The following is a 24,838-nucleotide window of genomic DNA, read 5'->3' as shown; positions in this document are numbered from 1 at the left end:
TATAATAATGACACAACAAATAGTATTAATATCTGGCGCCTTATTTGGCGGATTAGCTGTAATTTTTGGTGCCTTTGGCTCACATGCTTTAAAAAAAATAGTATCCGAAGAACAATTAAAATCGTTTGAAACAGGCGTAAAATACCAAATGTATCACGCAATTGTTTTATTATTTATAGGGAGTTCTTTTTCTATTCCAAACCAACTTATGGCTTGGTCTTTCATAATCGGAATTATTCTTTTTTCTTTTAGTATTTACGGATTAGTTTTGTCGGATGCTAAAGGTAAAAAAATGAAGTTTTTAGGACCAACTACACCTTTAGGTGGCTTATTATTAGTTGCAGGTTGGATTATGTTACTACTCGAGTTTATTTAATCTTAAACTCATATAATTTACCACCTAACGACTTTGTTTTTTCATCGGCGATATAAAGTATTGTATTGTCTTTAAAACTGATACTTTCTTTCTGAGAAACATGTTCTAATGCAAATTCTTTTACATTTCCTGAGAAAAAATCATCATCATTAAAATTCGTAAAAACAAAAACCGATTGATGATTTAACAAGGCTACTTTTTTTCCGTTAGGAGATATGGTTGCAGCGGTTATTGAACAGTGTATATCAGAACAATTTTCGAAAGTTGAAATGTACTTTGCTTCATGGTTCCCTTTTATTGCGGGAATTTTATACAAAGTCGTTTTACCATACTTGCCTTTCACCCTACTCTTTGTAAAAACGTATAAGAATCCGTTTTGATACAATAAACTTTCTGCATCAAAAAAACGATCTTTCTTTTTAGGCGGAAATTTATGTTGTTTTGGATAAGAGAATTTAATTTTTGTTACCTCAACAACATCTTTGTCTATTATATCTTGATGAGAAATTTTGAGTATTTTTAAGTTTTCTCGCTTGTTGTTATTATTTCCAAAATCAGCAATATATAAATTCCCTTTTTCATCGGATGTTATATCTTCCCAATCGTTATTCTTAGCATTAACAACAACTTCTCTTATAATATATCCGTTGGTATTAACGCCGTATATAACAGGCTTATTTCCGCTATCATTTAGCATCCATAATAAATCAGAATTTCTTGTCTTTTCTATTCCTGAAACTTCTTTTAAAGAATTTGGTAAATCTGCAAGTACTTTTAGCTGACCAAAATTCTGACAACTAACTATTAATAAAAAAGATATTAAAATAAGGCTTTTCTGCATCAAAAAAACTGTTTTACCAACTACCACCAGCACCACCACCGCTAAATCCGCCGCCACCAAAACCTCCTCCGAAGCCTCCGCCACCAAATCCACCACCAGAAGAACCACCAAAACCACCGCCACCGCCACCGCCAAAACTACCTCGACCTGCGTTACTCAAAATTATAGTTTCTAAAATACTTCTTGATGTTGAGTTTCTATAATTTCGTTTTCCACCACCTCCGTTTCCTTTATTTCCTCTAGAAATAACGATAAAAAAGACGACTACAATTATAATAAAGATGATGAAACTATAATCTTTACCTTTTTTAGATTTTTCACGAGTTCCTTTGTACTCACCATTTAAAACTTTAAAAACAGCGTTCGATCCGTCATCTAAACCAGCATAAAAATCGCCTCTTTTAAATTGCGGAATGATATAATTTCTCGTTATTTCACCTACAATTCCAGCAGTTAATTTATGTTCTACTCCATATCCAGGAGAAATCCATATTTTTCTATCGTTTTTTGCTAAAAGAATAAAAACACCGTTATCTTCTTTTGCTTGACCAATTCCCCATTCCTGTGCCCATCTCGGAGTTAAAATTCCGATACTTTCACCGTTTGTAGAATCGATAATTCCTACCACAATTTGAGTAGAAGTAGTATCTGAATATTTAATTAATTTATTTTCTAAAGTTGCTTTTTGAGTGTCAGAAAGTAAACCAACATAATCATAAACACTTGTTTGTACTTTTGGTTTATCGGGAATTTTATATCCTTGAGAAAATGTTGTTTGAGCAAACAACAATCCGATTACAAAAAATAAAATATGTATAGTTTTTTTCAAGGTTATTTATCCTTTAGATATTTCGTTAGACAATTCGTCTTCATCATCCTTTTGCCAAGGAAAATGAGCTTTTAACTCCTCTCCTGCTTTTAAAACCCCTTCAACAATTCCATTTTTGAAATCGCCTTGTTTAAAATGATTTTGCATGGTGTTTTTTGTGGTGTCCCAAAAATTAGTTGGTACCACTTTATTAATACCTTCATCACCATAAATTACAAAGTTATGATCTTCAACAGCTACATAAATTAAAACAGCGTTCTGTTGTTTTGTTTCATCCATTTTTAAAGAGTGAAACACTTCTAAAGCACGATTAAAAGCATCATCTTTATGAGATGATGCTTCTATATGTACTCTTATTTCGCCAGAAGTATTGAGTTCGGCTATTTTAATAGCCGAAACAATTTCTTGCTCTTCTTCTTTTGTCAGAAAATCTTCTACTTTAGACATTTTTATTTTTTTGTGCCAAAATCGAAATCAACATCCGGAGCTTTTTCTGCTCCAATATCTGCTTTAAAATAAGATTTTTCATTATAACCTAAAAATCCAGTAATTAATTTATTAGGCAATGTTCCAACGTGATTATTATATGGTTCTATTGTTTCGTTAAATCTTGTTCTTGCAGTCAAAATTTGATTTTCAGTGCTTGCTAACTCATCTTGTAACTTTAAGAAATTCTGATTTGCTTTTAAATCAGGATAACGCTCTACAGAAACTAATAACTTTGATAAAGCTCCACTTAAACCTGATTGAGCTTGTTGAAATTGAGCCATATTTTCAGGCGTTAAATCTCCAGCGTTAATAGTTGTAGAAGTAGCTTTAGCTCTCGCTTCAATCACTTGAGTTAATGTTTCTTTTTCAAAATCAGCGGCTCCCTGAACTGTTTTCACTAAATTCCCAATTAAATCATTTCTTCTTTGGTAAGAAGTTTCTACATTTCCCCAAGATTTTGTTACTGTTTGTTTTAATTTAAAAGCTGTGTTATTTACTTTAACTCCCCAAAATAGAGTTACAAGGACTAAAACTAAAGGCACTAACCATTTTTTCATAATAATTGATTTTCTATAATTGATTTTTGATTTTTTGTAATTCTGCTTTTACTCTTTCTAACCTACTAATAACTTCATGATTATTAATAACATCTTCGGGATTTTTTTTTAGCTTTTGTTTTGCGCCTTCTAAAGTAAAACCTCTTTCTTTTACTAAATTGAAAATCAACTTAAAATTTTCAATATCCTCTTTTGTAAATAATCGATTTCCTTTCGCGTTTTTTTTTGGCTTAATCACCTCAAATTCTTGTTCCCAAAAACGAATTAGTGAAACATTTACGTTAAAAGCTTTAGAGACCTCTCCTATTTTATAATATCTCTTATCAGGTAGTTCTACATACATTTTCTTAGCAAGCTCTATTTAATCATATGATTGCCCATTTTGCTGTGATGCTTTTTGCATCGAAATAAACTCTTCTGGAGTTAAATCTCCGTAATAAAAATAAATAGGATTTACAGGCCTACCGTCTTTATGAATTTCGTAATGTAAATGTGACGCCATAGAACGTCCTGTATTTCCTACATAGCCTATTATATCTCCACGTTTTACTTCCTGATTTCTTTTAGCTATAATTTTACTCATGTGTGCATAAATAGTTTTATACCCATATCCATGATCTATATATACTACTTTACCAAATGTTGAACTTCTGTGAGCTTTGGCAATCACACCATTACCAGAAGCAAAAACTGGTGTACCTTTTGGGGCTGTAAAATCCATACCATTATGCATTCTTCTAGTTTTAAGTATTGGATGCATACGCATACCATAACCAGACGCCATTCGTTTTAAGTCTTGATTTTTTACAGGTTGTATGGCGGGGATAGATGCTAACATTTTTTCCTTTTCTTTTGCCAAACTAACAATTTCGTCTAGTGATTTTGATTGCACAACCATCTGCTTCGATAATATTTCTATTTCTCTTGTTGCATTGGTAATCATTGCACTATTTTTAAACCCCTCTAAATGCTTATACCTGTTTACACCTCCAAAACCTGCCTTACGCTGTTCTTCTGGGATAGCACTTGCTTCAAAATAAGCTCTATAGATGTTATCATCTCTTTCTTGTAGCTCGGACAACCTTTCAGATAACACAACTAATTCTTTGGATATGAGTTCTGTATGCAACTTAAAATTCTCTATCTCTCTTTTTTGAGCTCTTTCGTTAGGTGACATTAAAAACTGACTAAACCCAATAAAACCAAAGAAAGCAATCAATAAAACACTAACAACTCCTAAAAAGGACTTCTTATATTTTTCGCTTTTTTTTGACTCTATTTTTCGGTAAGATAACGTCTCAGGATCGTAATAATATTTTACTTTCGCCATAATACTAAATATACTATTTTTGTGCACGTTAAACAAGCAAAAACTCTTAAGAACTTTTGTTTGACAACACACAAATTTACAAAATGTTTTAAAATTACTTTTATTAAGTTGTTTTTTAATAATTATTTAACAAAATTTCGAGCGCTAACCGTATGAAATCTCAAGAAATAAGATCAAAATTTTTAGAATTTTACAAATCTAAAAACCATAAAATCGTTCCATCTGCACCAATGGTGTTAAAAAACGACCCTACTTTAATGTTTGTTAACGCAGGTATGGTTCCTTTTAAAGAGTTTTTTTTAGGTCAAAAAAAAATAGTAGACACTAGAGTTGCTGATTCACAAAAGTGTTTACGTGTTTCAGGAAAACATAACGATTTAGAAGAAGTAGGTAAAGATACCTATCACCATACGTTATTTGAAATGCTAGGAAACTGGAGTTTTGGTGATTACTTTAAAAAAGAAGCAATAGCTTGGGCTTGGGAACTGCTTACCGAAGTATATAAAATAGATAAGGATATTTTATATGTTACAATTTTTGAAGGTGATGAAGAGGAAAATCTAAAAAAAGATACTGAAGCTTATGAGATTTGGAAACAATACATCGCTGAAGACCGTATTTTATTAGGAAATAAAAAAGATAATTTTTGGGAAATGGGCGCGCAAGGACCTTGCGGACCATGTTCTGAAATTCATATAGATATCCGCTCTGCGGAAGAAAAAGCAAAAGTATCTGGAGCAACATTAGTAAATTTAGATCACCCGCATGTGGTGGAAGTTTGGAACTTAGTTTTTATGCAATACAACCGTAAGGCAAACGGAAGCTTAGAGAACTTACCAGCAACACATATTGATACAGGTATGGGCTTTGAACGTTTATGTATGGCGCTTCAAGGAGTACAATCTAATTACGACACGGATGTTTTTACTCCAATAATTAGAGAAATTGAAACTATTACTAGTGTAAAATATGAAGATCCTAAAGTAGCTGGAGACGAAACAGACATTGCAATTCGTGTTATTGCAGATCATGTTCGTGCGGTAGCATTTTCTATTGCTGATGGTCAGTTACCAAGTAATACTGGTGCTGGTTATGTTATTAGAAGAATATTAAGAAGAGCTATTCGTTACGGATTCACTTTTCTTAATCAAAAAGAACCTTTTATTTACAGGTTAGTAGAAACTTTAAGTGCACAAATGGGTGATGCTTTTCCTGAAATAAAAGCACAAGAACAATTAGCACATAATGTAATTAAAGAAGAAGAACACTCTTTCTTAAAAACATTAGAACAAGGTTTATTGTTATTAGATACAATAACTGAAAATGCTAGTGAAAAAATAATTTCTGGAAAAAAAGTGTTTGAACTAAAAGATACTTATGGTTTTCCTGAAGATTTAACAGCTTTGGTTTTATCTGAAAAAGGATTCAGCTATAATGAAGAAGAATATAAAACTGCCTTAAAACAACAACAAGATAGAGGAAGAGCTGCAACAGCTATTGAAACTGATGATTGGAATGTTTTAATAGAAGATGATGAGGAAGAGTTTATAGGTTATGATACTTTAACGGCAGATGTTAAATTAACACGTTATAGAAAAATAACTACAAAGAAAGATGGTGAGCAATATCAATTAGTATTTAACATGACGCCTTTTTATCCTGAAGGAGGAGGACAAGTTGGTGATGTTGGTTATATAGAAACTTCTAACGGAGATGTTATTTATGTTGTAAATACTAAAAAGGAAAACAACTTAATTATTCACTACACTAAAAATTTACCTGAAAATTTATCAGAAAAATTTAAAGCTGTAGTAAATGAAGAAACTAGAAATTTATCGGCAAGTAACCATACCGCAACACATCTATTACACCAAGCATTACGTACTATTTTAGGAACACATGTAGAGCAAAAAGGATCGTTGGTTAGCGCAAAACATTTACGTTTCGATTTTTCTCACTTTGCTAAAGTAGATGCAGATAAATTACAAGAAATAGAAAACTTTGTAAATGCTCGTATTCGTGAAAACCTTTCTTTAATTGAAAGAAGAAATATACCAATGCAACAAGCTATAGACGAAGGCGCAATTGCGTTATTTGGTGAAAAGTATGACGACTCTGTAAGAGCTATTAAGTTTGGGCAATCTATGGAGTTATGTGGTGGAACACATGTACAGCAAACAGGTGATATCTGGCATTTTAAAATTAAATCTGAAGGAGCTGTAGCATCAGGAATCAGAAGAATTGAAGCGATTACAAATGTTGCTGTTGGTAATTATTTTGAAGATGTTGATCGTAATTTTTCAGCCGTAAAACAATTATTAAAAAACCCTAAAGATATAGTGAAGTCTGTAACTAATTTACAGGATGAAAACACGACTTTAAAGAAACAAATAGAACAATTATTAAAAGACAAAGCTCAAAATTTATCTGGCGAATTAAGAAATCAATTACAAGAAATTAATGGTGTACGGTTTTTAGCTACGAAGGTAGATTTAGATGCAAACGGAATTAAAAATTTAGCTTTTGCTTTAGGAAAAGAGTTTAAAAACTTATTCCTGTTTTTTGCTACTTCTGAAAAAGCAGACAAAGCAATGTTAACTTGTTATATTTCTAAAGAATTAGCTGCAGAACGTGGTTATGACGCAGGAAAAGTAGTAAGAGAACTAGGGAAACTAATTCACGGTGGTGGTGGTGGACAAAATTTCTTTGCTACTGCAGGAGGTAAAAACCCAGGTGGAATACCGAAAGCTTTAGAAAAAGCAAAAGATTATATTGCATAATATATAAATTACACTATCATAAAAGGCTCAAAGAAATTAATCTTTGAGCCTTTTTTAATTTAATGCTTTTTTATAAGTTGAAATAGCTCTTTCTCTTGCTAATTTATGCTCAACCATTGGTTGTGGATATGTTAATTCATCAAAATCTTCAATCCATTTTCTAATATATTCTAAATCTTTATCAAACTTCTTTAACTGAGATTCGGGATTAAAAACTCTAAAATACGGTGCTGCATCACAGCCGGTTCCTGCAGCCCATTGCCAGTTTCCGTTATTAGCCGACAATTCATAATCTAATAATTTCTCCGCAAAATAAGCTTCGCCCCAACGCCAATCTATTAATAAATGCTTGCACAAAAAGCCAGCAGTAACCATTCTTACACGATTATGCATGTAACCAGTTTTATTTAATTGTCGCATACCAGCATCAACCATTGGGTAGCCTGTTTCTCCTTTGCACCACTTCTTAAATTCCTCTTCATTATTTCTCCACGGAATGGCATCATATTTTTGCTTAAAGTTGTTCGTAACCACTTTAGGAAAATGAAAAAGCACTTGCATAAAAAACTCTCGCCATATTAATTCGTTTAAAAACGTTGCATTTGTTTTTAAAGCAAAAAGAACCATCTTACGGACACTTACCAAACCGAAACGAAAATAAGGCGACAAATACGATGTTTTATCTTGAAAAGGAAAATCTCGTATCTCATCATAGTGCGTTAAATTCGATAAATTATACGGTTTTACTTTTATCAAACTCTCTTCAAAACCTATCGCTTTTAAAGTTGGGAAATCTGCTGTAAAATTAGAAAAATTAGAAAAATCAATAACAAATTCTTTCGTATCAATATCGGTATCAAACTTTTGTAGCCATTTATTTTTATAAGGCGTATAAACCGTATATGGCAAGCCATCATTTTTTACAACCTCATCTTGCTCAAAAATAACTTGATCTTTATAACAGTAAAAATCAACATTATTTGACGTTAAAAAAGCTTCAACCTGCTGATCTCTTTTTATAGCATACGGCTCGTAATCTTTATTTGCATAAACTGCCGTAATATTATAATCAGCTATTAAATTTTTCCAAATCTTAAGGGGATTCCCTTTTTTAATTAATAGTGATGAACCTTCTTTTTTTAATTCTGTATCTAATTGGTGTAATGTGTTATAAATAAAAGAAACTCTTGCATCGTCTTTTGGTAAATTATCAATTATTTCTTCATCAAAAATAAAAACAGGAAGTATTTTACCTCCTGATTTTAATGCGTTATGTAATGCTACGTTATCTTCTAAACGCAAGTCTCTACGAAACCAAAAAACAACAATTTTATTTTCCATTAAAAGCTTTATCTAAAATTACATACCTGTATTCAAAAATAGTTTGCAATTGCTTTTTTATAAACAACGCTTGCGCTATATGCCCTAAAAACCCAAAAGGTATTTTATACGATATTTTATCTTTCATTAACGTATTTCCGTTATCTAATTCTTCAAACCAATGTTCGTGATGCCACATAGCATAAGGGCCAAAACGTTGTTCATCTACAAAAAACTTTTGTTCTTTAACCTGAGTTATTTCGGTTACCCAATTTGTTTTTATAAACGGAACCGGAGATACTTTATAGGTAATTATCTGACCTTGATATGCCTTTTTATCGACTTTAGAGGTAATATTAAAACCCATTTTCGGAGGCGTTATTTTAGCTAGATTTTCTGGTGAAGAAAAATAATCCCAAGCCTTATCTAAAGGCATTTTTAGTTCTTGCTCCGTTTCTAACGTATAAATTCCTGAATGTTTTTTAAAATTTATCATTTATAAAAGTTTCGTAATTTTAGAACTCATCGGTTTTGTTGTAGAGTAAAAAACATCTACTAGCCTACCCTCTTCATCTACTAAGTATTTTTGAAAATTCCATTTTACTGAAGAATTCATTTTACCATTTTTTTCTTTATCTGTTAACCAGCTATATAAAGAATGTTGATTATCTCCTTTTACATCTAATTTTTCTGTCATCGGAAATTCAACGCCAAAGTTTAGTGTACAAAAAGATTTAATTTCTGATTCTGCACCTGGTTCTTGGCTACCGAATTGATTACATGGTAAACCTATAACCACCAATTTATCGCCGTGCTTAATGTACAGTTCTTGCAAACCGTCATACTGATTTGTAAATCCGCATTTAGACGCCACGTTAACAAATAATATTTTCTTTCCTTTATATTGATTCAAGTCTAGATTTTTACCATCTATTCCTTCTATTTTAATATCGTATAAAGATTCTTTAGGTGTTACTGTTTGTGCATTTCCTAAAAAGCTAAATAATGCCATAAATAAAGTTAATTTTAATGTTCTCATTTATTGAAGTGTTATGTTGTTGATCTTTAATTTAAATTCCTCATTTTTTTTATTCCCTATAAGAATTGCAATTTCTTTTATTTCTTTTGATGAGAAATTTTCAATATCTAATTTATTTCCTCTAAATGATGCATAAAAAGCATTTAAAGGTAATTCTATTTCTTCTTTTTTTGTTGATGTTTGAAAAGACTGTATATACCAAAAACGTTGCTCTTTTTCTGATTTAATTCTGAATTGATATTTTTTACCATCTCCTTTTAATTTAATCACAAGCTTAGAAGTATTTTCCAACAATGTTATATCTACAGGTAAACGTGTCATCGCAAAACCACCATTATTATCGGTAGAAACGGACCCCGAAAAAACACCTTCACCCCGATCATTAATAACCATTTTAGAAGAAGATAATCCGCCCATTACATTATCATTGGTAATACTCCAATTATTTATATTTTCTTTTTCACTAAAATCAAACACCATAATTTCTGTTATACAAAAGGCAATTAACAAGATGTTAATTAACATTTTCATGATTATAATTTTAAGGATACGATTCCTGCATCAATAGGAAAAACTTGTCCTGAAATTGACGATGCCACATCTGACAATAAATATGCTGCAAGACTAGCTACTTCGGTAGGATCTAATATTTTTTGAAGTGGATGACGCTGCTTCATTCCTTCTCGTTGTTTATCATTTCGCAACAATCTTTCTGCCAAAGTTGTATCAGTAACAGTTGGCGCAATGCAATTGAACCTAATTTTTGTGGCGAATTCTGCTGCTAAAGATTTAACAACTCCTTCTACTGCCGATTTACTTGCTGAAACACTAGCGTGAAAAGGCATTCCCATTTTTGTTGCCACTGTACTAAACAATACAACACTACCGTTATTATTTTTTAACGGATTGATATATTTCTGGATAATTTTTACCGCAGCTACGACATTAATCTCAAAATCTTCACGAAAATCGTCTAACTTTAAACGCCCTATAGGTTTTAAGTTAATACTTCCTGGGCAGTAAACTAATCCGTTAATAGTTTCTAAATCTGGCAATTCGTCATTTAAAACATCTAAAGAATAATGTGTAATGTTTTCATGAGTTTCAACTTCGTTTCTACTTATATTGATAATTTTATGAGTCTCTTTTAAAACGTCAACCAAAGCTTTTCCGATTCCTTTGCTTCCTCCTACTATTAAAATTGTTTTCATGTATTTTCTTACGTTTACAATTTAATTTTTAAATATATTTTTTCTGTTACTTCTTAACTAGCGCATTTATCATCCCTTTAAAAACAAAAGCATGAAATGGTAAAACCGAATACCAATACAAACGCCCTAAAACACCTTTAGGTCGAAATACGGCTGTTTGATATAATTTATCTTTCACTATCTTAAACTCTAACCAAGCTTCTCCTGGCAACTTCATTTCAGCAAACAACAATAATCTTTTTTCTTTTTTATCAGCAAGTAAAACACGCCAAAAATCTAACGGGTCTCCTGCTTCTAAATACGTATTATGTGTTCTTCCTCTACGCAGACCAACTCCGCCAAAAATTTTATCAACATAACCTCTTATTTTCCATAAACCATTAAAACTATACCAACCATTTTTACCGCCAATCGCCCAAATTTTATTTAATGTAAACTGTTCGTCTGTAACTTGAATTGATTGTATATCTTTAAAACAACCATATTGCGGAATTTGAATATGATCGGATAATTGATCTTGAAAAACACCACTACTAATTGCATCTTTCCAACTTGAAACAACAGCATTTTGTTCTATTTTTTGAAAAGCCAAATCAACAGATTCTTTATAAGAAATAGGCTGTATATTTATAAGTTCATTTATATTACTTGGCTTTGCTATCACCTCTACTTTCATACTATCTACTAAAGCTTGAGCTAAATTAAATGATGTAGATGTAACAAAATACAACCAATAAGATGAAAGTTTTGGAGTTAAAAAAGGCAGTGTTAAAATATATCTTTTAAAACCTCTTACTTCTGCAAATTGTAAAAGCATTTGCTTATAAGTTAATACCTCTGTACCACAAATATCAAAAGATTTATTGTACAATTTATCATACCCCACAGCTCTTTCTAAGAAAGTTAATACATCGCGAATGGCAATTGGTTGTGATTTTGTATTTAACCATTTAGGAGTTACCATAACCGGTAATTTCTCTACAATATCTCTAATAATTTCAAAAGAAGCACTACCGCTACCTACAATAATACCTGCTCTGAATGTAGTAAGTCCATATTTTGTTGATTGTAAGTTTTGTTCTACTTGAAAACGTGATGCTAAATGTTTAGACAACGAGCTATCGTTTACAATACCACTTAAATAAATTACTTGTTTACAATTTGTTTTTTCTACTAAACTTTTAAAGTTTTTAGCGCAATTTTGTTCTAAATCCTCAAAATTAACAGCATCTGTAGCCATTGAATGTATTAAATAATAAGCCACATCAATATCATTTGGCAATACTACTTCTTCAGTATCTAAAAAATCTACTTTTATAAATTCAATGTTTTTTTTGCGCTCTATCTCATCAGGAATTCTTTGTAAATCACGCACACAACAAACTAATTGATGCCCTGCTTCATGAAGTTTTAATACCAATCGTTTTGCAATATACCCTGTAGTACCTGTGATTAGAATTTTCATTTTATTTTGGTCTTTGGTATGATAAGCGTTTCTGTTTACCAGATATTATATAGGTATCTAAACCATTGATAGCTGCAATTTTTGCTTCAGCTAAGTTTAAAAAACCGTCTTCAGAAAGCATTTCGTCTTTAAAATACAAATCAGTTACTTCACCCAAAACTAAAATAGTTCCGTTTGCTTTTATATGATACTCTTCTAAAAACTTTAATCCAATCTTTAATGGTGACTCTGTAATATAAGGTGCATAAAAATCTCCTTTATATTCTTCGGATAAATCAGTTTTATCAAACTCTGATATTCCTGGGGCATATTTAGCAGATGTATGATGCGCATCTTCAATAATATTTTCACTAACTGAATTTATCGTATAAAATCCTGTTTTTTTTATATTGTCATAGGTGTTTCTTGCAACCGTAGTTGGGCGCAACACAAAACCTAATATTGCAGGACTAGAGCCATAATGAACCACGGAGCTAAAAATAGCAACATTTGTTATTCCGTCTTCTGATTTTGTTGCTATTAAGTTAGCTGATTTATAACCAGAAATACTGTTCATTAAATTTATTTTATACAGATGATCCATCTCATCTATTGCCGCTCTAGATAAATGCATTATATATTTTTATAATTATTAATTTTAATATTTTTAGCTTTTAAGTCGTGCATTAAATTATACAGCCCAAAGAAAGTTCTGTTAATGTAAATAAAGTGTTTTGACCCTCTATTCCCATTCATCTTTTTAAGCTCGGTACTTTTAGAATATTTTTGACCTAATTCCGCTATTTTTCCGAAGAAATTTTCATCCGAAAAATCAAATTCTTCTTGCTGAAATGGCTGTGTAAATAACGATAGCATTTCATAAAACAATTCTTTAAAAAAAGTTATTTCTTCTTGGCTATCTTCTTTTTTTAGAATTTCTAATTGATATAATTTACTTTCAAAAAAAGCTGGATTATCAATATTCTCACGAACTGCCAACTCAAAGTAAGGAACATAAAAACTTTCAGGAACTTCTTTCATACATCCAAAATCAATAACTATTAAGTCATCTTCAGGTGAAACTAAAAAATTACCCGGATGCGGGTCTGCATGTACTTTCTTTAATACATGTAACTGATACATGTAAAAATCCCATAAAGCTTGGCCTAATTTATTTGACGTTTCTTGATTTAATTGCTTCTTAGTAAACTCAGATAGGTGAATTCCGTCCATCCAATCCATCGTTAAAATTCTATCAGAAGAAAACTCCTCGTAATATTTAGGGAATTTTAAATTCGGAATATGACTACATGCGTTTGCAATCTCATTACTTTGTTTTAACTCTAAAATATAATTAGTCTCTTCTAATAATTTACTTTCAACTTCTTTAAAATATTCATCAGATCCTTCGCCTTTTATATTAAACATTTTCATTGCAATAGGCTTAACCATTGCTAAATCTGTAGAAATACTGTTTGCAACGCCTGGATATTGAATTTTGACTGCTAATTTTTTATTGTTGGCAGTAGCTTTATGAACTTGACCAATACTTGCTGCATTTACCGACTCTACCGTAAATGTATCAAAAACTTCATCTGGTGTTTTTTTAAAATATTTTAAAAATGTTTTAACTACTAAAGGTCCTGAAAGTGGCGGAACTGAAAATTGTGATAAAGAAAATTTTTCTACATAAGCATTTGGCAACAAACTCTTTTCCATACTTAGCATTTGAGCAACTTTTAATGCCGATCCTTTTAACTCCTTTAATCCGTCGTAAATATCTGTAGCATTGTCTTCATTTAACTGCTCTCTTGCTTGCTCTTCTGTTTTTGTTATTTTATTACCGTAATATTTTGCATAATTAACGCCAACCTTAAGCCCTGTAGTTACAAGCTTTGTTGCTCTTTCTATTTTTGATGTAGGTATTTTATTTAATGTTTTCATAATGATGTACCTTTTTCTTTCCACAAAAACTTCGCTAAATCAATTACACTTTTTACTGGTGCAATTTGCTGAATATCAAAACTTGCTTTGATAGATTTTTCTATAAAAACATCTGTCTTTTCAAAATTAGAAGATTCATCATCTATCCAAAATTTCATCACCATTAATAGCTGTATCCAGTAGCTTTCTGAAATTGTTTTATCTTGAATTTTATTGATTTTATCATTTTTAAAATCAATTTTTTCTAAACTAATTCCGTTTACAAAATGTATAAACTCAGTATGTAGTTTTTTTAGAACTGATAACTTCGAAAAATCAGATTTTATATCCTTTAATTGCATTAAAACATAAGACCTGTTTGCTGTTAACAATTCGAAAAAAGTAAAATAAAAACTTAGTAATTTATCTTTTGATGAATAGTCTTTATAAGCCTCTGTTTTATGTAGCAAATGGATTGTTTCTTTCGCAAAAATTGCAAAAATTGACTTCTCTAAACTTTCGAAAGTTGCATAATGCTTGTAAAAATCTGATTCTTCGAAATTATTTTCATGTGCAAACGAGTATACAGAAGTTGGCTTACCAGAAATTAAAACCGAATTCATGTACCATTCTACTATTTTCTCTTGGGTAATATTCTTTTTTTTTGCCATAATTTTTTAATTATAAAATACGATGTATGCGTTTAAACTTGTTGCAATCGTCATCCATATTAAATACGGAAGTATTAGTAATGTGTATACTCTTAATTTCTTTAAATGCTCGAAAGTAAAGTAACCAATTAACAGCCATAATAATGTAATAGAAACTAATCCGACAACTGTTAATTGTTGGTTGAAAAAAAAGTAATTCCAACTTACATTTAAAATCCATTGAGCTATAAATAGTAGTAGTAATTTTTTATCTAAAAATTTATACTCGAAACTTAACTTGGTCATATAAAATGAAAACAATAACATTATTGTTGTCCAAGCGGCTCCAAAAACCCAGCCAGGTGGTGTCCATGGCGCTTTATTTAAAGAAATATACCACTCTTTTTGAGGGCCATTTTCCATTAAAGAAGCACCTATACCCAGTGCTAAAAAATTTACTGTTAAAAACAGTAAAAACCGTATGTATTTACTTTTTTTCAAACTTTTTAGTTTTTAAATAATTGAATATCAATTGTGCTGAAAACAACATTGTAAATGCATAAAAAACATCTTCAAACGGAATTGTAAACAGCCTAAAACCAAGGTTCTCATCATTATTATACCAAACAACTGGTTCATCAATAAAACTTCCTGTTAATATTCCGTTTACGATTAAAAACGGAATTAAGATGACTAAAAAACTAGGTAAATATTCTTGTAATGTTTTTAAGTGATTTTTTAATCCGTAAAAAAGTAATACTAAAAAGAGTATAAAATTTATTGTTGTATATAGTTTTCCGAAATTAAAAATCAATAAAATTCCTGTTATAAGAATCAATAAAAAACTGATAATTATTACTGCTGCTTTTGATAATTTAAATTCAGGAAGTAAATATTTTAAGACTTCATGAGTAAACAAACAAGCATAAGGAATACAAAAGAAAAATAACCATTCTTCAATAGGCATTTTAAAAATTTCTATTGATAAATGATAGTCTGAATTAAATCCCCAAACACCGAACTTTGTAAACAAACCGTCCCAAATTAAAAAAGGAATAGCAACTAATAAAATACTTATAAAAGCTTCTTTAAAGTATTGAATAAAATGAAATTTTTTTTCAATTATACTATACAGTAATGGAATACTTAAACTTCCTAATGTTAATATGAGGTATAGGTATTGACTCATTGTCTTTTCTTAAAATATTTAAAGGGCACAAACAGCATTCCAAAACATTCTCCGTCTGGTTTACCTAAATGTTTATGATGAATTTTATGTGCCTTTCTTAATCCTTTTAAATATTGATTATTAGTATTCTTAAACCAACTAAATCTTCTGTGTATTAAAACGTCATGCACTAAAAAATAAGCGATTCCGTAACATAAAATTCCTAAACCTATAAAGAACAAATAATTTAACTCTGGTCTAATTCCGAAATAAAATAATAAGATACTAGGTGTTGCAAAAACAACAAAGAAAGCATCATTTTTTTCGAACACATTTGGATAACCTGGTTGATGGTGATCTTCGTGTAAAAACCAACCAAAACCGTGCATTATATATTTATGAGTACACCATGTAACACCTTCCATCGTTACAAAGGTTAAAATAGTTATAATTGTAAATAACATTATATCATTTTTAATTTATACTTAACGTAACTTCTCGCTAACAAGTTTATTTTCATCGGATTAGAAATTCTAATTCTAGTATCCATAATCTTAGATGACGGAGTCGCTTTTAGCTTATTTAATAATTTTTTATAATATCTGTATGCCATATAAACTCCGAATTTTGCATCAACAGGTAGTTTTAAAATACCGTTCGTAAGCGCGTATTCAAAATCAGCTTCTATATCTTTAATAATTGTATCTTTTGATGCTTCATCTAACTTCTTAAGATCTACATTCGGAAAATACGAACGATTTAACAACTCAAAATCATCTTTTAAATCACGTAAAAAATTTACTTTTTGAAATGCTGAACCTAAACGCATTGCAGCCACTTTAAGTTCATTATACTTTTTATCATCTCCGTTAACAAAAACCTTTAAACACATTAAACCAACAACATCTGCAGACCCATATATATAGGCGTCATATTCTTCTTGAGTTTTATACTCGGTTTTAAACAAATCAGCTTTCATACTTTTTAAAAAAGCTTGTACCATATCATCTGTAATACCATAAGTATTTACCGTATAAACAAATGAGTTTAAAATAGGATTTAAACTGATACCTTCTTTTTTAGCTGCATAATATTCATTCTCAAAACGCACTAACAAATCTTCTTTGTTATAATCATGAAAAGAATCTACAATTTCATCAGCAAAACGCACAAAGCCATAAATATTATAGATAGCTCCCCTTATTTTAGGTGATAACATTTTTGTTGCTAACGAAAAGGAAGTACTATATTTTTGAGTTACCAACTTACTACACGAGTAAGAAACTTCATCAAATAATTGTTTCATTTTAGTGGTTTTTTAAAATTAAATCTGATGCTATTTTACCAGATATTAATGCCGGTGGAACTCCTGGTCCTGGCACTGTTAATTGACCCGTGAAAAATAAATTCTTAACTTTTTTACTTTTTATTTTTGGTCTTAAAAAAGCTGTTTGTGTTAAAATATTTGCCAATCCGTATGCGTTACCTTTGTACGAATTGTAATCTTTCACAAAATCATTTACACAAAAACTTTCTTTAAATAATATATTTTCTTTGACCGATTGACCAGTTAGTTTTTCTAATCTTTCAAGAATAAGATTAAAATATTTTTCTCTTATTTCTGGAGTGTCTTCTAAACCTGGAGCAAGCGGAATTAAAAAAGTTGCTGCTTCTTTATTAGTCGGCGCAAAAGAGTCGTCGGTTATTGAAGGAAAACTCGCATAAAACAATGGTTTTTTAGGCCAACTAGGTGTATCGTAAATCGTTTTTGCATGTAAATCAAAATCCGTATCAAAAAATAATGTATGATGACAAACATTTGCTAGTTTCTTATCAAAACCTACATAAAAAAGTAATGATGATGGTGCAAAAACCTTCTTATCCCAATATTTCTCTGAATATTGTCTGTACTTTTTTGGTAATAAAGTTTCTGTATGATGATAATCTGCACCACTTAAAACGATATCTGATGAAACAAACTCTCCGTTAACTACTAACCCAATTGCTTCACCTACATCATTTACAGTAAGTTCCTCTACATTTGCTTCAGTTTTAAAATTAACACCTAAATCGGTTGCTAACGTAATCATCGCTTCAATTACTTTATACATTCCACCCTTTGGATGCCAAGTACCTAAACCAAAATCTGCATAATTCATAAAATTATAAAAAGCTGGCGTATTACTAGGTTTTGCTCCTAAAAACAATACCGGAAATTCTAAAATCTGAATTAACTTTTTACTTTTTATTTTCTTTCTTACTTGTGTTCTTATTGTTGAAAAAAACTGAGTAATCTTACCTATAGTAACTGGCGTAACCAACTCTAAAGGAGAAACTCCTGGCTTGTACACCAAATCATTTATAGAAACATCGTAATTATACTCTGCTGATTTTAAAAAGCTTTTTAAGTGTTTTGAACTTCCTTTTTCTTCTTTCTCAAAGACCTCGTATATTTCATCTAAACTCCCAGGAATTGTAATTGAATCTAAGGTATCGAAGTATACTTGATAAGCCGGAGTTAATTTCTCTAGCTCATAATAATCAGCAGGTTTTTTACCAAAGTCAGCAAAAAACTTTTCGAATACATCAGGCATCCAATACCAAGTCGGACCTATATCAAAAGTAAAGCCATCCTTAATTAATTGCCTAGCTCTACCACCTACCGTTGCGTTCTTTTCTAAAACTACAACATCATAACCTGCTTTCGCTAAATAACATGATGCTGCTAAAGAAGAAAAACCTGAACCTATTATTGATATTTTTTTTTTCAATTTTATTATTTAAAAAGATTATTAGCTTCGTTGTTAAATATATAACAATTAAAACATGAAGCAAAAAAATGAATTAATCAAATTTACGATATTTTTGTTTAACATAAACAAAAAAATGATAAACATTATTTTTTTATAATGTTTTTAACAATTCAATAACAGAAGAATAAAGGGTAATATTAGCGCTAAAATCTAGGTCTTTTATCTTTTCCGTTTTAGCTCCTACGGCAATTAGTTGATGTTTTGTATCTTTTAAAACAGTTTCTATTTCACGAAAATAATCTACAATCTTATCATCATATGGCTGAATAGTTAATGATGTAATAAATCGTACTTCGGTATCGCTTTCAAAAAAATAATTTAAATTATTTAAAGGCAAACTTTGTCCTAAATAAATAGTCATATTACCTCTTAAAACTAATTCGTAATTCAAATACATCAATCCTAATTCGTGTATTTCATTTTCAGGTAAAAAAAGCACATATGTAATATTAGACTTCATTGTTATATATTCTAATCTTTCTGTGCTAATTTGAATTTTTTGAGAGATTAAATTAGATATAAAATGCTCATGCGCTGGCAATAAAGTATCTGTTTGCCACAATAAACCTATATGACTTAAAAAAGGTACAAAAACGTCTTTAAAAATCTCTCTAAAGGTTTTTTTATTTAGTAACTTATTATAAGTGTTATTAAATAAAACCTTATCGAACTGAAACATAGCCAACTTAAAAGAGTTGATTGCCTCATCATTTAACGCTGTTTTAAAAGCCAATTCTCTTGCCTTAACAATAATAGTATCGTTAGACATTTGGGCTATTTTAGATATCTTATTGTTGTTATTATATAATAAAACAACATTTAATAACTTCTGAAGATTCTCTGAAGAGTAATACCGAATATTGGTATCTGTTCTTTCTGGCGTTAATAAATCATATCTTTTTTCCCAAATACGAATCGTATGTGCTTTTACTCCTGAAATATTTTCAAGATCTTTAATTGTAAAAGATTTTTTAATATTGTTCAATTTATGTTTTATTTTATTAAACAAAGATATGTTTTTTTAACATAAAAAAAGATTATTAATTATTTACAAGAGTTTTATCTTTATTTTTGAACAGTTATTTATATTTCTTCTATGATTCTTCAAACTATAATTCCTTTAAAAAAACAGCAATTTTATAATATCGACTACAACTCTAACCTTTTACTATTAGGTTCTTGTTTTTCAGAAAACATAGGGAAAAAACTAGCTTACTACAAGTTTCAATCAACTACGAATCCGTTTGGAATTTTATTCCACCCAAAAGCCATTGAAACACTAATAACAAACGCAATCAATGAAAAAGAATACACGACCAAAGATGTTGTTTTTAATAATGAACAGTGGCATTCTTTCAACGCGCATTCTAGCTTAAGTTCTTCGGATAAAAACGAACTAATATATAACTTAAATACTGCGAATACCCTAACATTACAGCAATTAAAAAACGCCACACATATTATAATAACCTTAGGAACTTCTTGGGTATATCGTTTTATTGAAACAGATAGTATAGTTGCGAATTGTCATAAAATTCCGCAGAAAAAATTTTTAAAAGAAATTTTAACTGTTGATGAAATAACAGAAAGTATTGATGCTATTACTAAATTAATCACATCTATAAACAAGAATGTTACGATTACTTTTACGGTTTCACCTGTTAGACATTTAAAAGACGGATTTACAGAAAACCAGCGAAGTAAATCTCATTTACTATCAGCAATTCATCAACTTCTCGACTCCACTCAAAACAACAAAATTAATTACTTTCCTTCTTATGAAATAATGATGGATGAGCTTCGTGATTATCGTTTTTATACTGAAGACATGATTCATCCTAACAAAATTGCAATTGATTATATATGGGAGAAATATACAGAGGCTTGGTTTTCTGAACAAACCAAAGAAACAATGAACAAAGTAGAAACCGTTCAGAAAGGCATAACACACCGCTCTTTTAATCCGACTTCTGAAGCGCATTTAAAATTCTTAAACAACCTTCAACAAAAAAAGGAAACACTTCTTAAAGCATTTCCTTTTATGAAATTTTAATATTTAATCTTATTTAACCAAATACTGATCTACATTTTGCCAAGGCCCACCGTTAATTACATCTATTCCGTGGCTTGCTAAAAATTGCATTGCCTGCCCGCTTCTTCCACCACTCTTACAAACGGCAATTACTGGTTTATTCCAAGACCTTATTTCTTCTACATTTAGTGGTATTACTGTTAAAACAATATGTCTTGCAATATCAGAATGCCCTTCGTTCCATTCTGCTAAAGTACGCACATCTAAAACTACAGCATCTTTATCTAAATATTCTTGTATTTCGTTTCTCATGTTTTTCTTTCTAAATAAATTAAATAACCCCATTCGCTTTGTTATTATTAAGACAGCAAATGTAATCCGTTTTCAATTAAAGTACTGTAACTCTTGTTACTTTTCAATTTTTCTAGATAATCTTTTAACTCTGTTTTTACTTTAAAATCTTTACTCAATGCTAACTCATACAATTCTAAAGACAATAACCAATCATTTTTAAAATCATTTTGTAGTTTCGTAAAAATTCTTAAGATATCATTTTCTAGAACAAGATCCTTGTTTCTCATTTCTTTAACCTCATCATATAACTTATATAATTCTTTTTGAGAAGCGGTGTATTCGATTTTAGTTGTTTTTGTTTCAGAAACCTTACCCATATCACCAAAAGAACTTACATCCGCAGGCCCAGAATAAGCCGAAACTAATTCCTTACCAATCGCCATATCATAAACTCCCCATTCTGGCTGGAATAATACTTCATCTTTATAGGTTACCGTACAATCTTTAAAAGATATAATTAAAATTTTCCCTCTTAAATCACGAGTTCCAGTAATTATTTTTCCTTCTACAACAACACCACTTTCAAACTCTAATTTTATTGCTTCTCCTTCGTAAATTCCGTACGCTTTTAAATCACGCGGACTCATATCTTCAATAGGTAAATTGATTCCTTTTAATTTTCCAACCGGACTTCCAAAACCTTCTGCATGATATACAACTCCGTGACCAATCAATTCTTTATCTCTACTAGCTAAGGCTGTTGGTCCTGTTGTTTGTAAATAAGCTACATTATCTTTTGCATCACTTATTACATTCGTAAAAACTCCCGATACCTGTACACCTGTACTTAATTCTATGGTTCCTAAATTACTAGAATCAATTAATTTCTTAACCCCTTTTAATCCACCTGTTCTAAGCGCCATAGAGTTCGCAAACTCATTTAACACCATACTTAAATAGGCAAAATCTGGAGTTACAAATAACTGCGGTTGTGGTTTTGTAATATCAAAACTTACACTTGCTGCTTCTATAGAATAGGCTACTTTTTTAACCTCGTCTTTCATGCACCACATACTCTCTCCTATAGACGATAATAAACCTGCTCCATATATCTTCGGATCATCAATTTTACCGATTAAACCATACTCAACTGTCCACCAATGTAAATTTCTTATTTGTGCCATTTCAGATAATTCACCCATATTATCTTGCAGCCATTCTACTTTTTCTTGTGCTTCGTTTATTTCTTTTTCGGTTGAATTCGGATTCTCTTTTAAGATAGATAGCAATCTAATAGCTTCATACATTTCATAATCTTTAGATGATGAAATTGCCTTAGACCCTATCTCTCCAAAACGACGCAAATATTCTGAATACTCTGGGTTTGCAATAATTGGTGCATGCCCTGCTGCTTCATGAATAATATCTGGTGCTGGTGTATATTCTATATGCTTTATGGTTCGCATATCAGAAGCAATCACTAAGACATTATAAGCCTGAAATTCCATAAATGCATTTGGCGGAATAAAACCATCAACCGAAACCGCAGCCCAGCCAATATCTTTTAAAATACGGTTCATACCAGCCATATAAGGAATATCTTCAATAGAAACACCTGTTTTATCTAAGCCTTCTAAATAAGAAGCATGTGCAACTTTTCCCAAATAATCAACATTCATACGCATAACATATCGCCAAACCGCTTGGTTTTGGGCCGTATATTCATGATACGGTTGTTTAACTACAAATTTATGTAAGTGTTTCGGTAACTTTTTAGTTACTTCATTTAGCTCAAAATGAGATTCCATATTATTGTTTGTTTTGCTTGGTAAATTTAAGTTTTTTATAGTTCACAAAAAATCGTTATCCGTTAAATTATATATTTTGTATTTTTACTTTTATAACAAATTTAAAAACTATGAGAAATCGCGGAAGTTTAAAAGTTAGACTTTTAATTGGTGCTGCTATTGCATTATTCGCCTTAGTAAAATATTGTTCTAGCGCAGAAACAAATGCTTACACAGGTAAAAAACAACATATTTCTATTTCTAAAAAACAAGAAATTGCTATTGGCTTAAGTAGTGCTCCACAAATGGCACAACAACATGGTGGTTTGTATCCTAGTAAAAAATATCAGGATTTAGTAGATAATATTGGTAAGAAATTACTGCAGCATAGTATCGCAAAAAAATCTGGATACCCTTTTGACTTTCACTTATTAAAAGATGAAAAAACCATTAATGCCTTTGCCTTACCTGGCGGACAAGTATTTATCACTTTTGCTTTGTTTTCGAAATTAAAAAACGAAGATCAATTAGCTGGTGTTTTAGGTCATGAGATTGGTCATGTTATTGGTCGTCATTCGGCTGCTCGTATGGCAAAACAAGATTTAACTCAAGGACTACTTTCTGGTGCTTCTGTTGGTTTTGACCCTAGCACTGCCCAAGGAATGGCTGGTATAGCAAATGTTGTTAACATGAAATATGGTAGAGATGATGAGCTTGAAAGTGATGATTTAGGTGTGAAATTAATGATAGATGCTGGTTATAACCCTGAAAGTTTAATTGGCGTGATGGAGATTTTAAAACAAGCTGCAGGCCCGAATAGAACTCCCGAGTTTCAAAGCACGCACCCAGATCCTGAAAACAGAGTCGAAAAAATTAAAGAAGCAATTCGTAAGTATCGTAAATAACTACAAACGTCATTACGAACAAAGTGAAGTAATCTTAAGCTTATCTAATTACTATTTACAGACTGCTTAATGCCTCGAAATGACGAATTAAACAGTAATTCTATAATATTTATATTAAAAAAACTACCTATAAGTATAATCCTAAAATAATAGCTATGAGTTTTGGAGGTGCAGTTTCTAGTATGATTACTAGTATAAAAAACAATAAGAGAAACAGAAAAAATACTTTTGAAAAACTAGAACGATTTCAAAAAGAAAATAACGATCAATTACATTTTAATAATACCGCAACTAAAAAAGAATTGCAAGAAATAAGAACTCAGTTAAAAAAAGAGAACCTCATTAATATAATTAAAAAAGGACTTTTATTATTAGCTGTAATTCTTTTATTTAGTTACTTTTTATTGTAAACAATAAAAAACTGAATCCATTAATTTGGATTCAGTTTTTTTTATATTTTAAAAGCATTGCTTTTATTATTTACCTTGAATAATGTTATAATTAACACCTACACCTACTGATGCTGGCGAAAAATTATCAACCGATAATCCTTGATAATATGCAAAGATATTCCAAGAATCATTATGGTACCCTACCTCTGGTCTATAATAAAACCCACCTGTTTCATCTCCTTCTGTTAAAAAACCATATCCTAAATCTGCTCCTAAAAAGAAGTTTTCAGTTGGGTAATACCTAAATAAACCCGCTAATGGAATAATTCCGAAATCTTCAAATCCATCTTCAGCAAAATAATTTGTATACCCTGTAGAAGCACCTATTGCAAAACTTTCAGCATTTAAAAATTGATATTTTAAATCAAATCCTAATGCAAAATTAGAAACATCTGATACATCTCCTACTGGCACACCACCGTGGACACCTATTTTTAACCAATTTGTTCCTTCTCCTACTTGTGCGTTTGCTATTGAAAAACTCGTTATCGCTAGTACTAATAAAATTACTTTCTTCATGTTCTTTGTTTTTAATTACACTGCAAAACTACGTTAGGTTTATACTTTAGGTTATCTCTTTTAAAAAAAATATTAACTC

29 protein-coding genes are annotated in these 24,838 nt (G+C 30.6%); 5 read left to right on the top strand and 24 right to left on the bottom strand.

All coding sequences use genetic code 11. The annotated features are described in order from the left end of the window. Positions 1–7 precede the first annotated feature (7 nt). The gene (locus AC28QF_RS04215; RefSeq protein ID WP_488200616.1) at positions 8–376 is read left to right on the top strand and encodes a DUF423 domain-containing protein; all 369 of its coding nucleotides are present in this window, start codon (positions 8–10) and stop codon (positions 374–376) included. On the opposite strand, the gene AC28QF_RS04210 is transcribed toward AC28QF_RS04215, so the two are convergent. From AC28QF_RS04210 to AC28QF_RS04185, 6 genes are read right to left on the bottom strand one after another with little or no spacing between them, the layout of a single operon-like run. Further along, positions 369–1,217 carry a hypothetical protein gene (locus AC28QF_RS04210; RefSeq protein ID WP_488200617.1) on the bottom strand — a complete coding sequence of 283 codons (849 nt, stop codon included), beginning with the start codon at positions 1,215–1,217 and terminating at the stop codon, positions 369–371. The two genes, AC28QF_RS04215 and AC28QF_RS04210, sit on opposite strands and share 8 nt — an antisense overlap. Positions 1,218–1,230: 13 nt before the next feature. Then, positions 1,231–2,046: a TPM domain-containing protein gene (locus AC28QF_RS04205; RefSeq protein WP_488200618.1), complete on the bottom strand. Its 816-nt coding sequence runs from the start codon at positions 2,044–2,046 to the stop codon at positions 1,231–1,233. A 6-nt stretch (positions 2,047–2,052) separates the two neighbouring features. Next, positions 2,053–2,493: a TPM domain-containing protein gene (locus tag AC28QF_RS04200; protein WP_488200619.1), complete on the bottom strand. Its 441-nt coding sequence runs from the start codon at positions 2,491–2,493 to the stop codon at positions 2,053–2,055. 2 nt (positions 2,494–2,495) lie between these two features. Next, positions 2,496–3,092 carry a LemA family protein gene (locus AC28QF_RS04195; protein WP_488200620.1) on the bottom strand — a complete coding sequence of 199 codons (597 nt, stop codon included), beginning with the start codon at positions 3,090–3,092 and terminating at the stop codon, positions 2,496–2,498. A gap of 13 nt (positions 3,093–3,105) precedes the next feature. Beyond that, a complete protein-coding gene (locus tag AC28QF_RS04190; RefSeq protein WP_483707100.1) occupies positions 3,106–3,435 on the bottom strand; it encodes a MerR family transcriptional regulator in 330 nt (109 codons plus the stop codon). An 18-nt stretch (positions 3,436–3,453) separates the two neighbouring features. Further along, on the bottom strand, positions 3,454–4,422 hold the full coding sequence (locus tag AC28QF_RS04185; RefSeq protein ID WP_488200621.1) for a M23 family metallopeptidase: 969 nt from the start codon (positions 4,420–4,422) through the stop codon (positions 3,454–3,456). Positions 4,423–4,574: 152 nt separating this feature from the next. On the opposite strand from AC28QF_RS04185, the gene alaS reads away from it, so the two are divergent. After that, a complete protein-coding gene (gene alaS / locus AC28QF_RS04180) occupies positions 4,575–7,202 on the top strand; it encodes an alanine--tRNA ligase (protein WP_488200622.1) in 2,628 nt (875 codons plus the stop codon). A 54-nt stretch (positions 7,203–7,256) separates the two neighbouring features. Here the strand turns inward: alaS and AC28QF_RS04175 are convergent, their stop codons facing one another. The 15 genes from AC28QF_RS04175 to AC28QF_RS04105 all read right to left on the bottom strand — a co-directional run bounded on the left by AC28QF_RS04175 (position 7,257) and on the right by AC28QF_RS04105 (position 19,755). Further along, positions 7,257–8,543 carry a cryptochrome/photolyase family protein gene (locus AC28QF_RS04175; protein ID WP_488200623.1) on the bottom strand — a complete coding sequence of 429 codons (1,287 nt, stop codon included), beginning with the start codon at positions 8,541–8,543 and terminating at the stop codon, positions 7,257–7,259. Beyond that, positions 8,533–9,018: an SRPBCC family protein gene (locus tag AC28QF_RS04170; protein ID WP_488200624.1), complete on the bottom strand. Its 486-nt coding sequence runs from the start codon at positions 9,016–9,018 to the stop codon at positions 8,533–8,535. Before AC28QF_RS04170 ends, AC28QF_RS04175 begins: the two co-directional genes overlap by 11 nt. After that, on the bottom strand, positions 9,019–9,561 hold the full coding sequence (locus AC28QF_RS04165) for a glutathione peroxidase (protein ID WP_488200625.1): 543 nt from the start codon (positions 9,559–9,561) through the stop codon (positions 9,019–9,021). Then, on the bottom strand, positions 9,562–10,092 hold the full coding sequence (locus tag AC28QF_RS04160) for a CIA30 family protein (protein ID WP_488200626.1): 531 nt from the start codon (positions 10,090–10,092) through the stop codon (positions 9,562–9,564). It abuts the gene before it with no gap. A 2-nt stretch (positions 10,093–10,094) separates the two neighbouring features. Further along, positions 10,095–10,772, bottom strand: a complete 678-nt coding sequence (locus tag AC28QF_RS04155) for an SDR family NAD(P)-dependent oxidoreductase (RefSeq protein ID WP_488200627.1) — start codon at positions 10,770–10,772, stop codon at positions 10,095–10,097. A 46-nt stretch (positions 10,773–10,818) separates the two neighbouring features. Beyond that, positions 10,819–12,237, bottom strand: coding sequence for an SDR family oxidoreductase (locus AC28QF_RS04150; protein WP_488200628.1), 1,419 nt, complete (start codon positions 12,235–12,237; stop codon positions 10,819–10,821). A 1-nt stretch (position 12,238) separates the two neighbouring features. Next, a complete protein-coding gene (locus tag AC28QF_RS04145; protein ID WP_488200629.1) occupies positions 12,239–12,850 on the bottom strand; it encodes a flavin reductase family protein in 612 nt (203 codons plus the stop codon). Then, complete coding sequence (locus AC28QF_RS04140; RefSeq protein ID WP_488200630.1) at positions 12,850–14,160, bottom strand: ABC1 kinase family protein; 1,311 nt, start codon at positions 14,158–14,160, stop codon at positions 12,850–12,852. Before AC28QF_RS04140 ends, AC28QF_RS04145 begins: the two co-directional genes overlap by 1 nt. After that, on the bottom strand, positions 14,157–14,810 hold the full coding sequence (locus AC28QF_RS04135; protein ID WP_488200631.1) for a TetR family transcriptional regulator C-terminal domain-containing protein: 654 nt from the start codon (positions 14,808–14,810) through the stop codon (positions 14,157–14,159). Before AC28QF_RS04135 ends, AC28QF_RS04140 begins: the two co-directional genes overlap by 4 nt. A 6-nt stretch (positions 14,811–14,816) precedes the next feature. Continuing rightward, complete coding sequence (locus tag AC28QF_RS04130) at positions 14,817–15,290, bottom strand: TspO/MBR family protein (RefSeq protein ID WP_488200632.1); 474 nt, start codon at positions 15,288–15,290, stop codon at positions 14,817–14,819. Next, complete coding sequence (locus tag AC28QF_RS04125) at positions 15,277–15,978, bottom strand: lycopene cyclase domain-containing protein (RefSeq protein ID WP_488200633.1); 702 nt, start codon at positions 15,976–15,978, stop codon at positions 15,277–15,279. Before AC28QF_RS04125 ends, AC28QF_RS04130 begins: the two co-directional genes overlap by 14 nt. Then, positions 15,975–16,421, bottom strand: coding sequence for a sterol desaturase family protein (locus tag AC28QF_RS04120; protein ID WP_488200634.1), 447 nt, complete (start codon positions 16,419–16,421; stop codon positions 15,975–15,977). Before AC28QF_RS04120 ends, AC28QF_RS04125 begins: the two co-directional genes overlap by 4 nt. Next, positions 16,421–17,263: a phytoene/squalene synthase family protein gene (locus AC28QF_RS04115; RefSeq protein ID WP_488200635.1), complete on the bottom strand. Its 843-nt coding sequence runs from the start codon at positions 17,261–17,263 to the stop codon at positions 16,421–16,423. The genes AC28QF_RS04120 and AC28QF_RS04115 overlap by 1 nt, the downstream gene beginning before the upstream one ends. 1 nt (position 17,264) lies before the next feature. Further along, positions 17,265–18,728, bottom strand: coding sequence for a phytoene desaturase family protein (locus tag AC28QF_RS04110; protein WP_488200636.1), 1,464 nt, complete (start codon positions 18,726–18,728; stop codon positions 17,265–17,267). A 133-nt stretch (positions 18,729–18,861) separates the two neighbouring features. Continuing rightward, the gene (locus AC28QF_RS04105) at positions 18,862–19,755 is read right to left on the bottom strand and encodes a MerR family transcriptional regulator (protein WP_488200637.1); all 894 of its coding nucleotides are present in this window, start codon (positions 19,753–19,755) and stop codon (positions 18,862–18,864) included. A 111-nt stretch (positions 19,756–19,866) separates the two neighbouring features. Here AC28QF_RS04105 and AC28QF_RS04100 point away from each other — a divergent pair, with 111 nt between their 5' ends. Continuing rightward, positions 19,867–20,823, top strand: coding sequence for a GSCFA domain-containing protein (locus tag AC28QF_RS04100; RefSeq protein ID WP_488200638.1), 957 nt, complete (start codon positions 19,867–19,869; stop codon positions 20,821–20,823). Positions 20,824–20,832: 9 nt separating this feature from the next. On the opposite strand, the gene AC28QF_RS04095 is transcribed toward AC28QF_RS04100, so the two are convergent. Both AC28QF_RS04095 and AC28QF_RS04090 read right to left on the bottom strand, forming a co-directional pair. Further along, positions 20,833–21,114: a rhodanese-like domain-containing protein gene (locus AC28QF_RS04095; RefSeq protein WP_488200639.1), complete on the bottom strand. Its 282-nt coding sequence runs from the start codon at positions 21,112–21,114 to the stop codon at positions 20,833–20,835. A 47-nt stretch (positions 21,115–21,161) separates the two neighbouring features. Then, positions 21,162–22,904 carry an aromatic amino acid hydroxylase gene (locus AC28QF_RS04090; protein WP_488200640.1) on the bottom strand — a complete coding sequence of 581 codons (1,743 nt, stop codon included), beginning with the start codon at positions 22,902–22,904 and terminating at the stop codon, positions 21,162–21,164. A gap of 110 nt (positions 22,905–23,014) precedes the next feature. Here AC28QF_RS04090 and AC28QF_RS04085 point away from each other — a divergent pair, with 110 nt between their 5' ends. Further along, on the top strand, positions 23,015–23,788 hold the full coding sequence (locus tag AC28QF_RS04085) for a M48 family metalloprotease (RefSeq protein WP_488200641.1): 774 nt from the start codon (positions 23,015–23,017) through the stop codon (positions 23,786–23,788). A gap of 155 nt (positions 23,789–23,943) precedes the next feature. After that, positions 23,944–24,198 (top strand): hypothetical protein, encoded by a 255-nt coding sequence (locus AC28QF_RS04080; RefSeq protein ID WP_488200642.1) that lies wholly within the window; start codon positions 23,944–23,946, stop codon positions 24,196–24,198. 66 nt (positions 24,199–24,264) lie between these two features. On the opposite strand, the gene AC28QF_RS04075 is transcribed toward AC28QF_RS04080, so the two are convergent. After that, entirely contained in the window at positions 24,265–24,759 is a 495-nt protein-coding gene (locus tag AC28QF_RS04075; protein ID WP_488200643.1) for a hypothetical protein, read from the bottom strand. Positions 24,760–24,838 lie beyond the last annotated feature (79 nt).

Source organism: Tenacibaculum sp. M1.3A (assembly GCF_057732375.1).
The sequence above is the reverse complement of the archived record's forward strand: the minus strand, read 5'-3'. Positions and strand labels throughout refer to the sequence as shown.

Coding starts and splice junctions, on each gene's coding strand:
- AC28QF_RS04215 (WP_488200616.1), top strand. CDS start 8: ATGACACAACAAATAGTATTAATATCTGGCGCCTTATTTGGCGGATTA.
- AC28QF_RS04210 (WP_488200617.1), bottom strand. CDS start 1,217: ATGCAGAAAAGCCTTATTTTAATATCTTTTTTATTAATAGTTAGTTGT.
- AC28QF_RS04200 (WP_488200619.1), bottom strand. CDS start 2,493: ATGTCTAAAGTAGAAGATTTTCTGACAAAAGAAGAAGAGCAAGAAATT.
- AC28QF_RS04195 (WP_488200620.1), bottom strand. CDS start 3,092: ATGAAAAAATGGTTAGTGCCTTTAGTTTTAGTCCTTGTAACTCTATTT.
- AC28QF_RS04190 (WP_483707100.1), bottom strand. CDS start 3,435: ATGTATGTAGAACTACCTGATAAGAGATATTATAAAATAGGAGAGGTC.
- AC28QF_RS04185 (WP_488200621.1), bottom strand. CDS start 4,422: ATGGCGAAAGTAAAATATTATTACGATCCTGAGACGTTATCTTACCGA.
- alaS (WP_488200622.1), top strand. CDS start 4,575: ATGAAATCTCAAGAAATAAGATCAAAATTTTTAGAATTTTACAAATCT.
- AC28QF_RS04175 (WP_488200623.1), bottom strand. CDS start 8,543: ATGGAAAATAAAATTGTTGTTTTTTGGTTTCGTAGAGACTTGCGTTTA.
- AC28QF_RS04170 (WP_488200624.1), bottom strand. CDS start 9,018: ATGATAAATTTTAAAAAACATTCAGGAATTTATACGTTAGAAACGGAG.
- AC28QF_RS04165 (WP_488200625.1), bottom strand. CDS start 9,561: ATGAGAACATTAAAATTAACTTTATTTATGGCATTATTTAGCTTTTTA.
- AC28QF_RS04160 (WP_488200626.1), bottom strand. CDS start 10,092: ATGAAAATGTTAATTAACATCTTGTTAATTGCCTTTTGTATAACAGAA.
- AC28QF_RS04155 (WP_488200627.1), bottom strand. CDS start 10,772: ATGAAAACAATTTTAATAGTAGGAGGAAGCAAAGGAATCGGAAAAGCT.
- AC28QF_RS04150 (WP_488200628.1), bottom strand. CDS start 12,237: ATGAAAATTCTAATCACAGGTACTACAGGGTATATTGCAAAACGATTG.
- AC28QF_RS04145 (WP_488200629.1), bottom strand. CDS start 12,850: ATGCATTTATCTAGAGCGGCAATAGATGAGATGGATCATCTGTATAAA.
- AC28QF_RS04140 (WP_488200630.1), bottom strand. CDS start 14,160: ATGAAAACATTAAATAAAATACCTACATCAAAAATAGAAAGAGCAACA.
- AC28QF_RS04135 (WP_488200631.1), bottom strand. CDS start 14,810: ATGGCAAAAAAAAAGAATATTACCCAAGAGAAAATAGTAGAATGGTAC.
- AC28QF_RS04125 (WP_488200633.1), bottom strand. CDS start 15,978: ATGAGTCAATACCTATACCTCATATTAACATTAGGAAGTTTAAGTATT.
- AC28QF_RS04120 (WP_488200634.1), bottom strand. CDS start 16,421: ATGTTATTTACAATTATAACTATTTTAACCTTTGTAACGATGGAAGGT.
- AC28QF_RS04115 (WP_488200635.1), bottom strand. CDS start 17,263: ATGAAACAATTATTTGATGAAGTTTCTTACTCGTGTAGTAAGTTGGTA.
- AC28QF_RS04100 (WP_488200638.1), top strand. CDS start 19,867: ATGATTCTTCAAACTATAATTCCTTTAAAAAAACAGCAATTTTATAAT.
- AC28QF_RS04095 (WP_488200639.1), bottom strand. CDS start 21,114: ATGAGAAACGAAATACAAGAATATTTAGATAAAGATGCTGTAGTTTTA.
- AC28QF_RS04090 (WP_488200640.1), bottom strand. CDS start 22,904: ATGGAATCTCATTTTGAGCTAAATGAAGTAACTAAAAAGTTACCGAAA.
- AC28QF_RS04085 (WP_488200641.1), top strand. CDS start 23,015: ATGAGAAATCGCGGAAGTTTAAAAGTTAGACTTTTAATTGGTGCTGCT.
- AC28QF_RS04080 (WP_488200642.1), top strand. CDS start 23,944: ATGAGTTTTGGAGGTGCAGTTTCTAGTATGATTACTAGTATAAAAAAC.
- AC28QF_RS04075 (WP_488200643.1), bottom strand. CDS start 24,759: ATGAAGAAAGTAATTTTATTAGTACTAGCGATAACGAGTTTTTCAATA.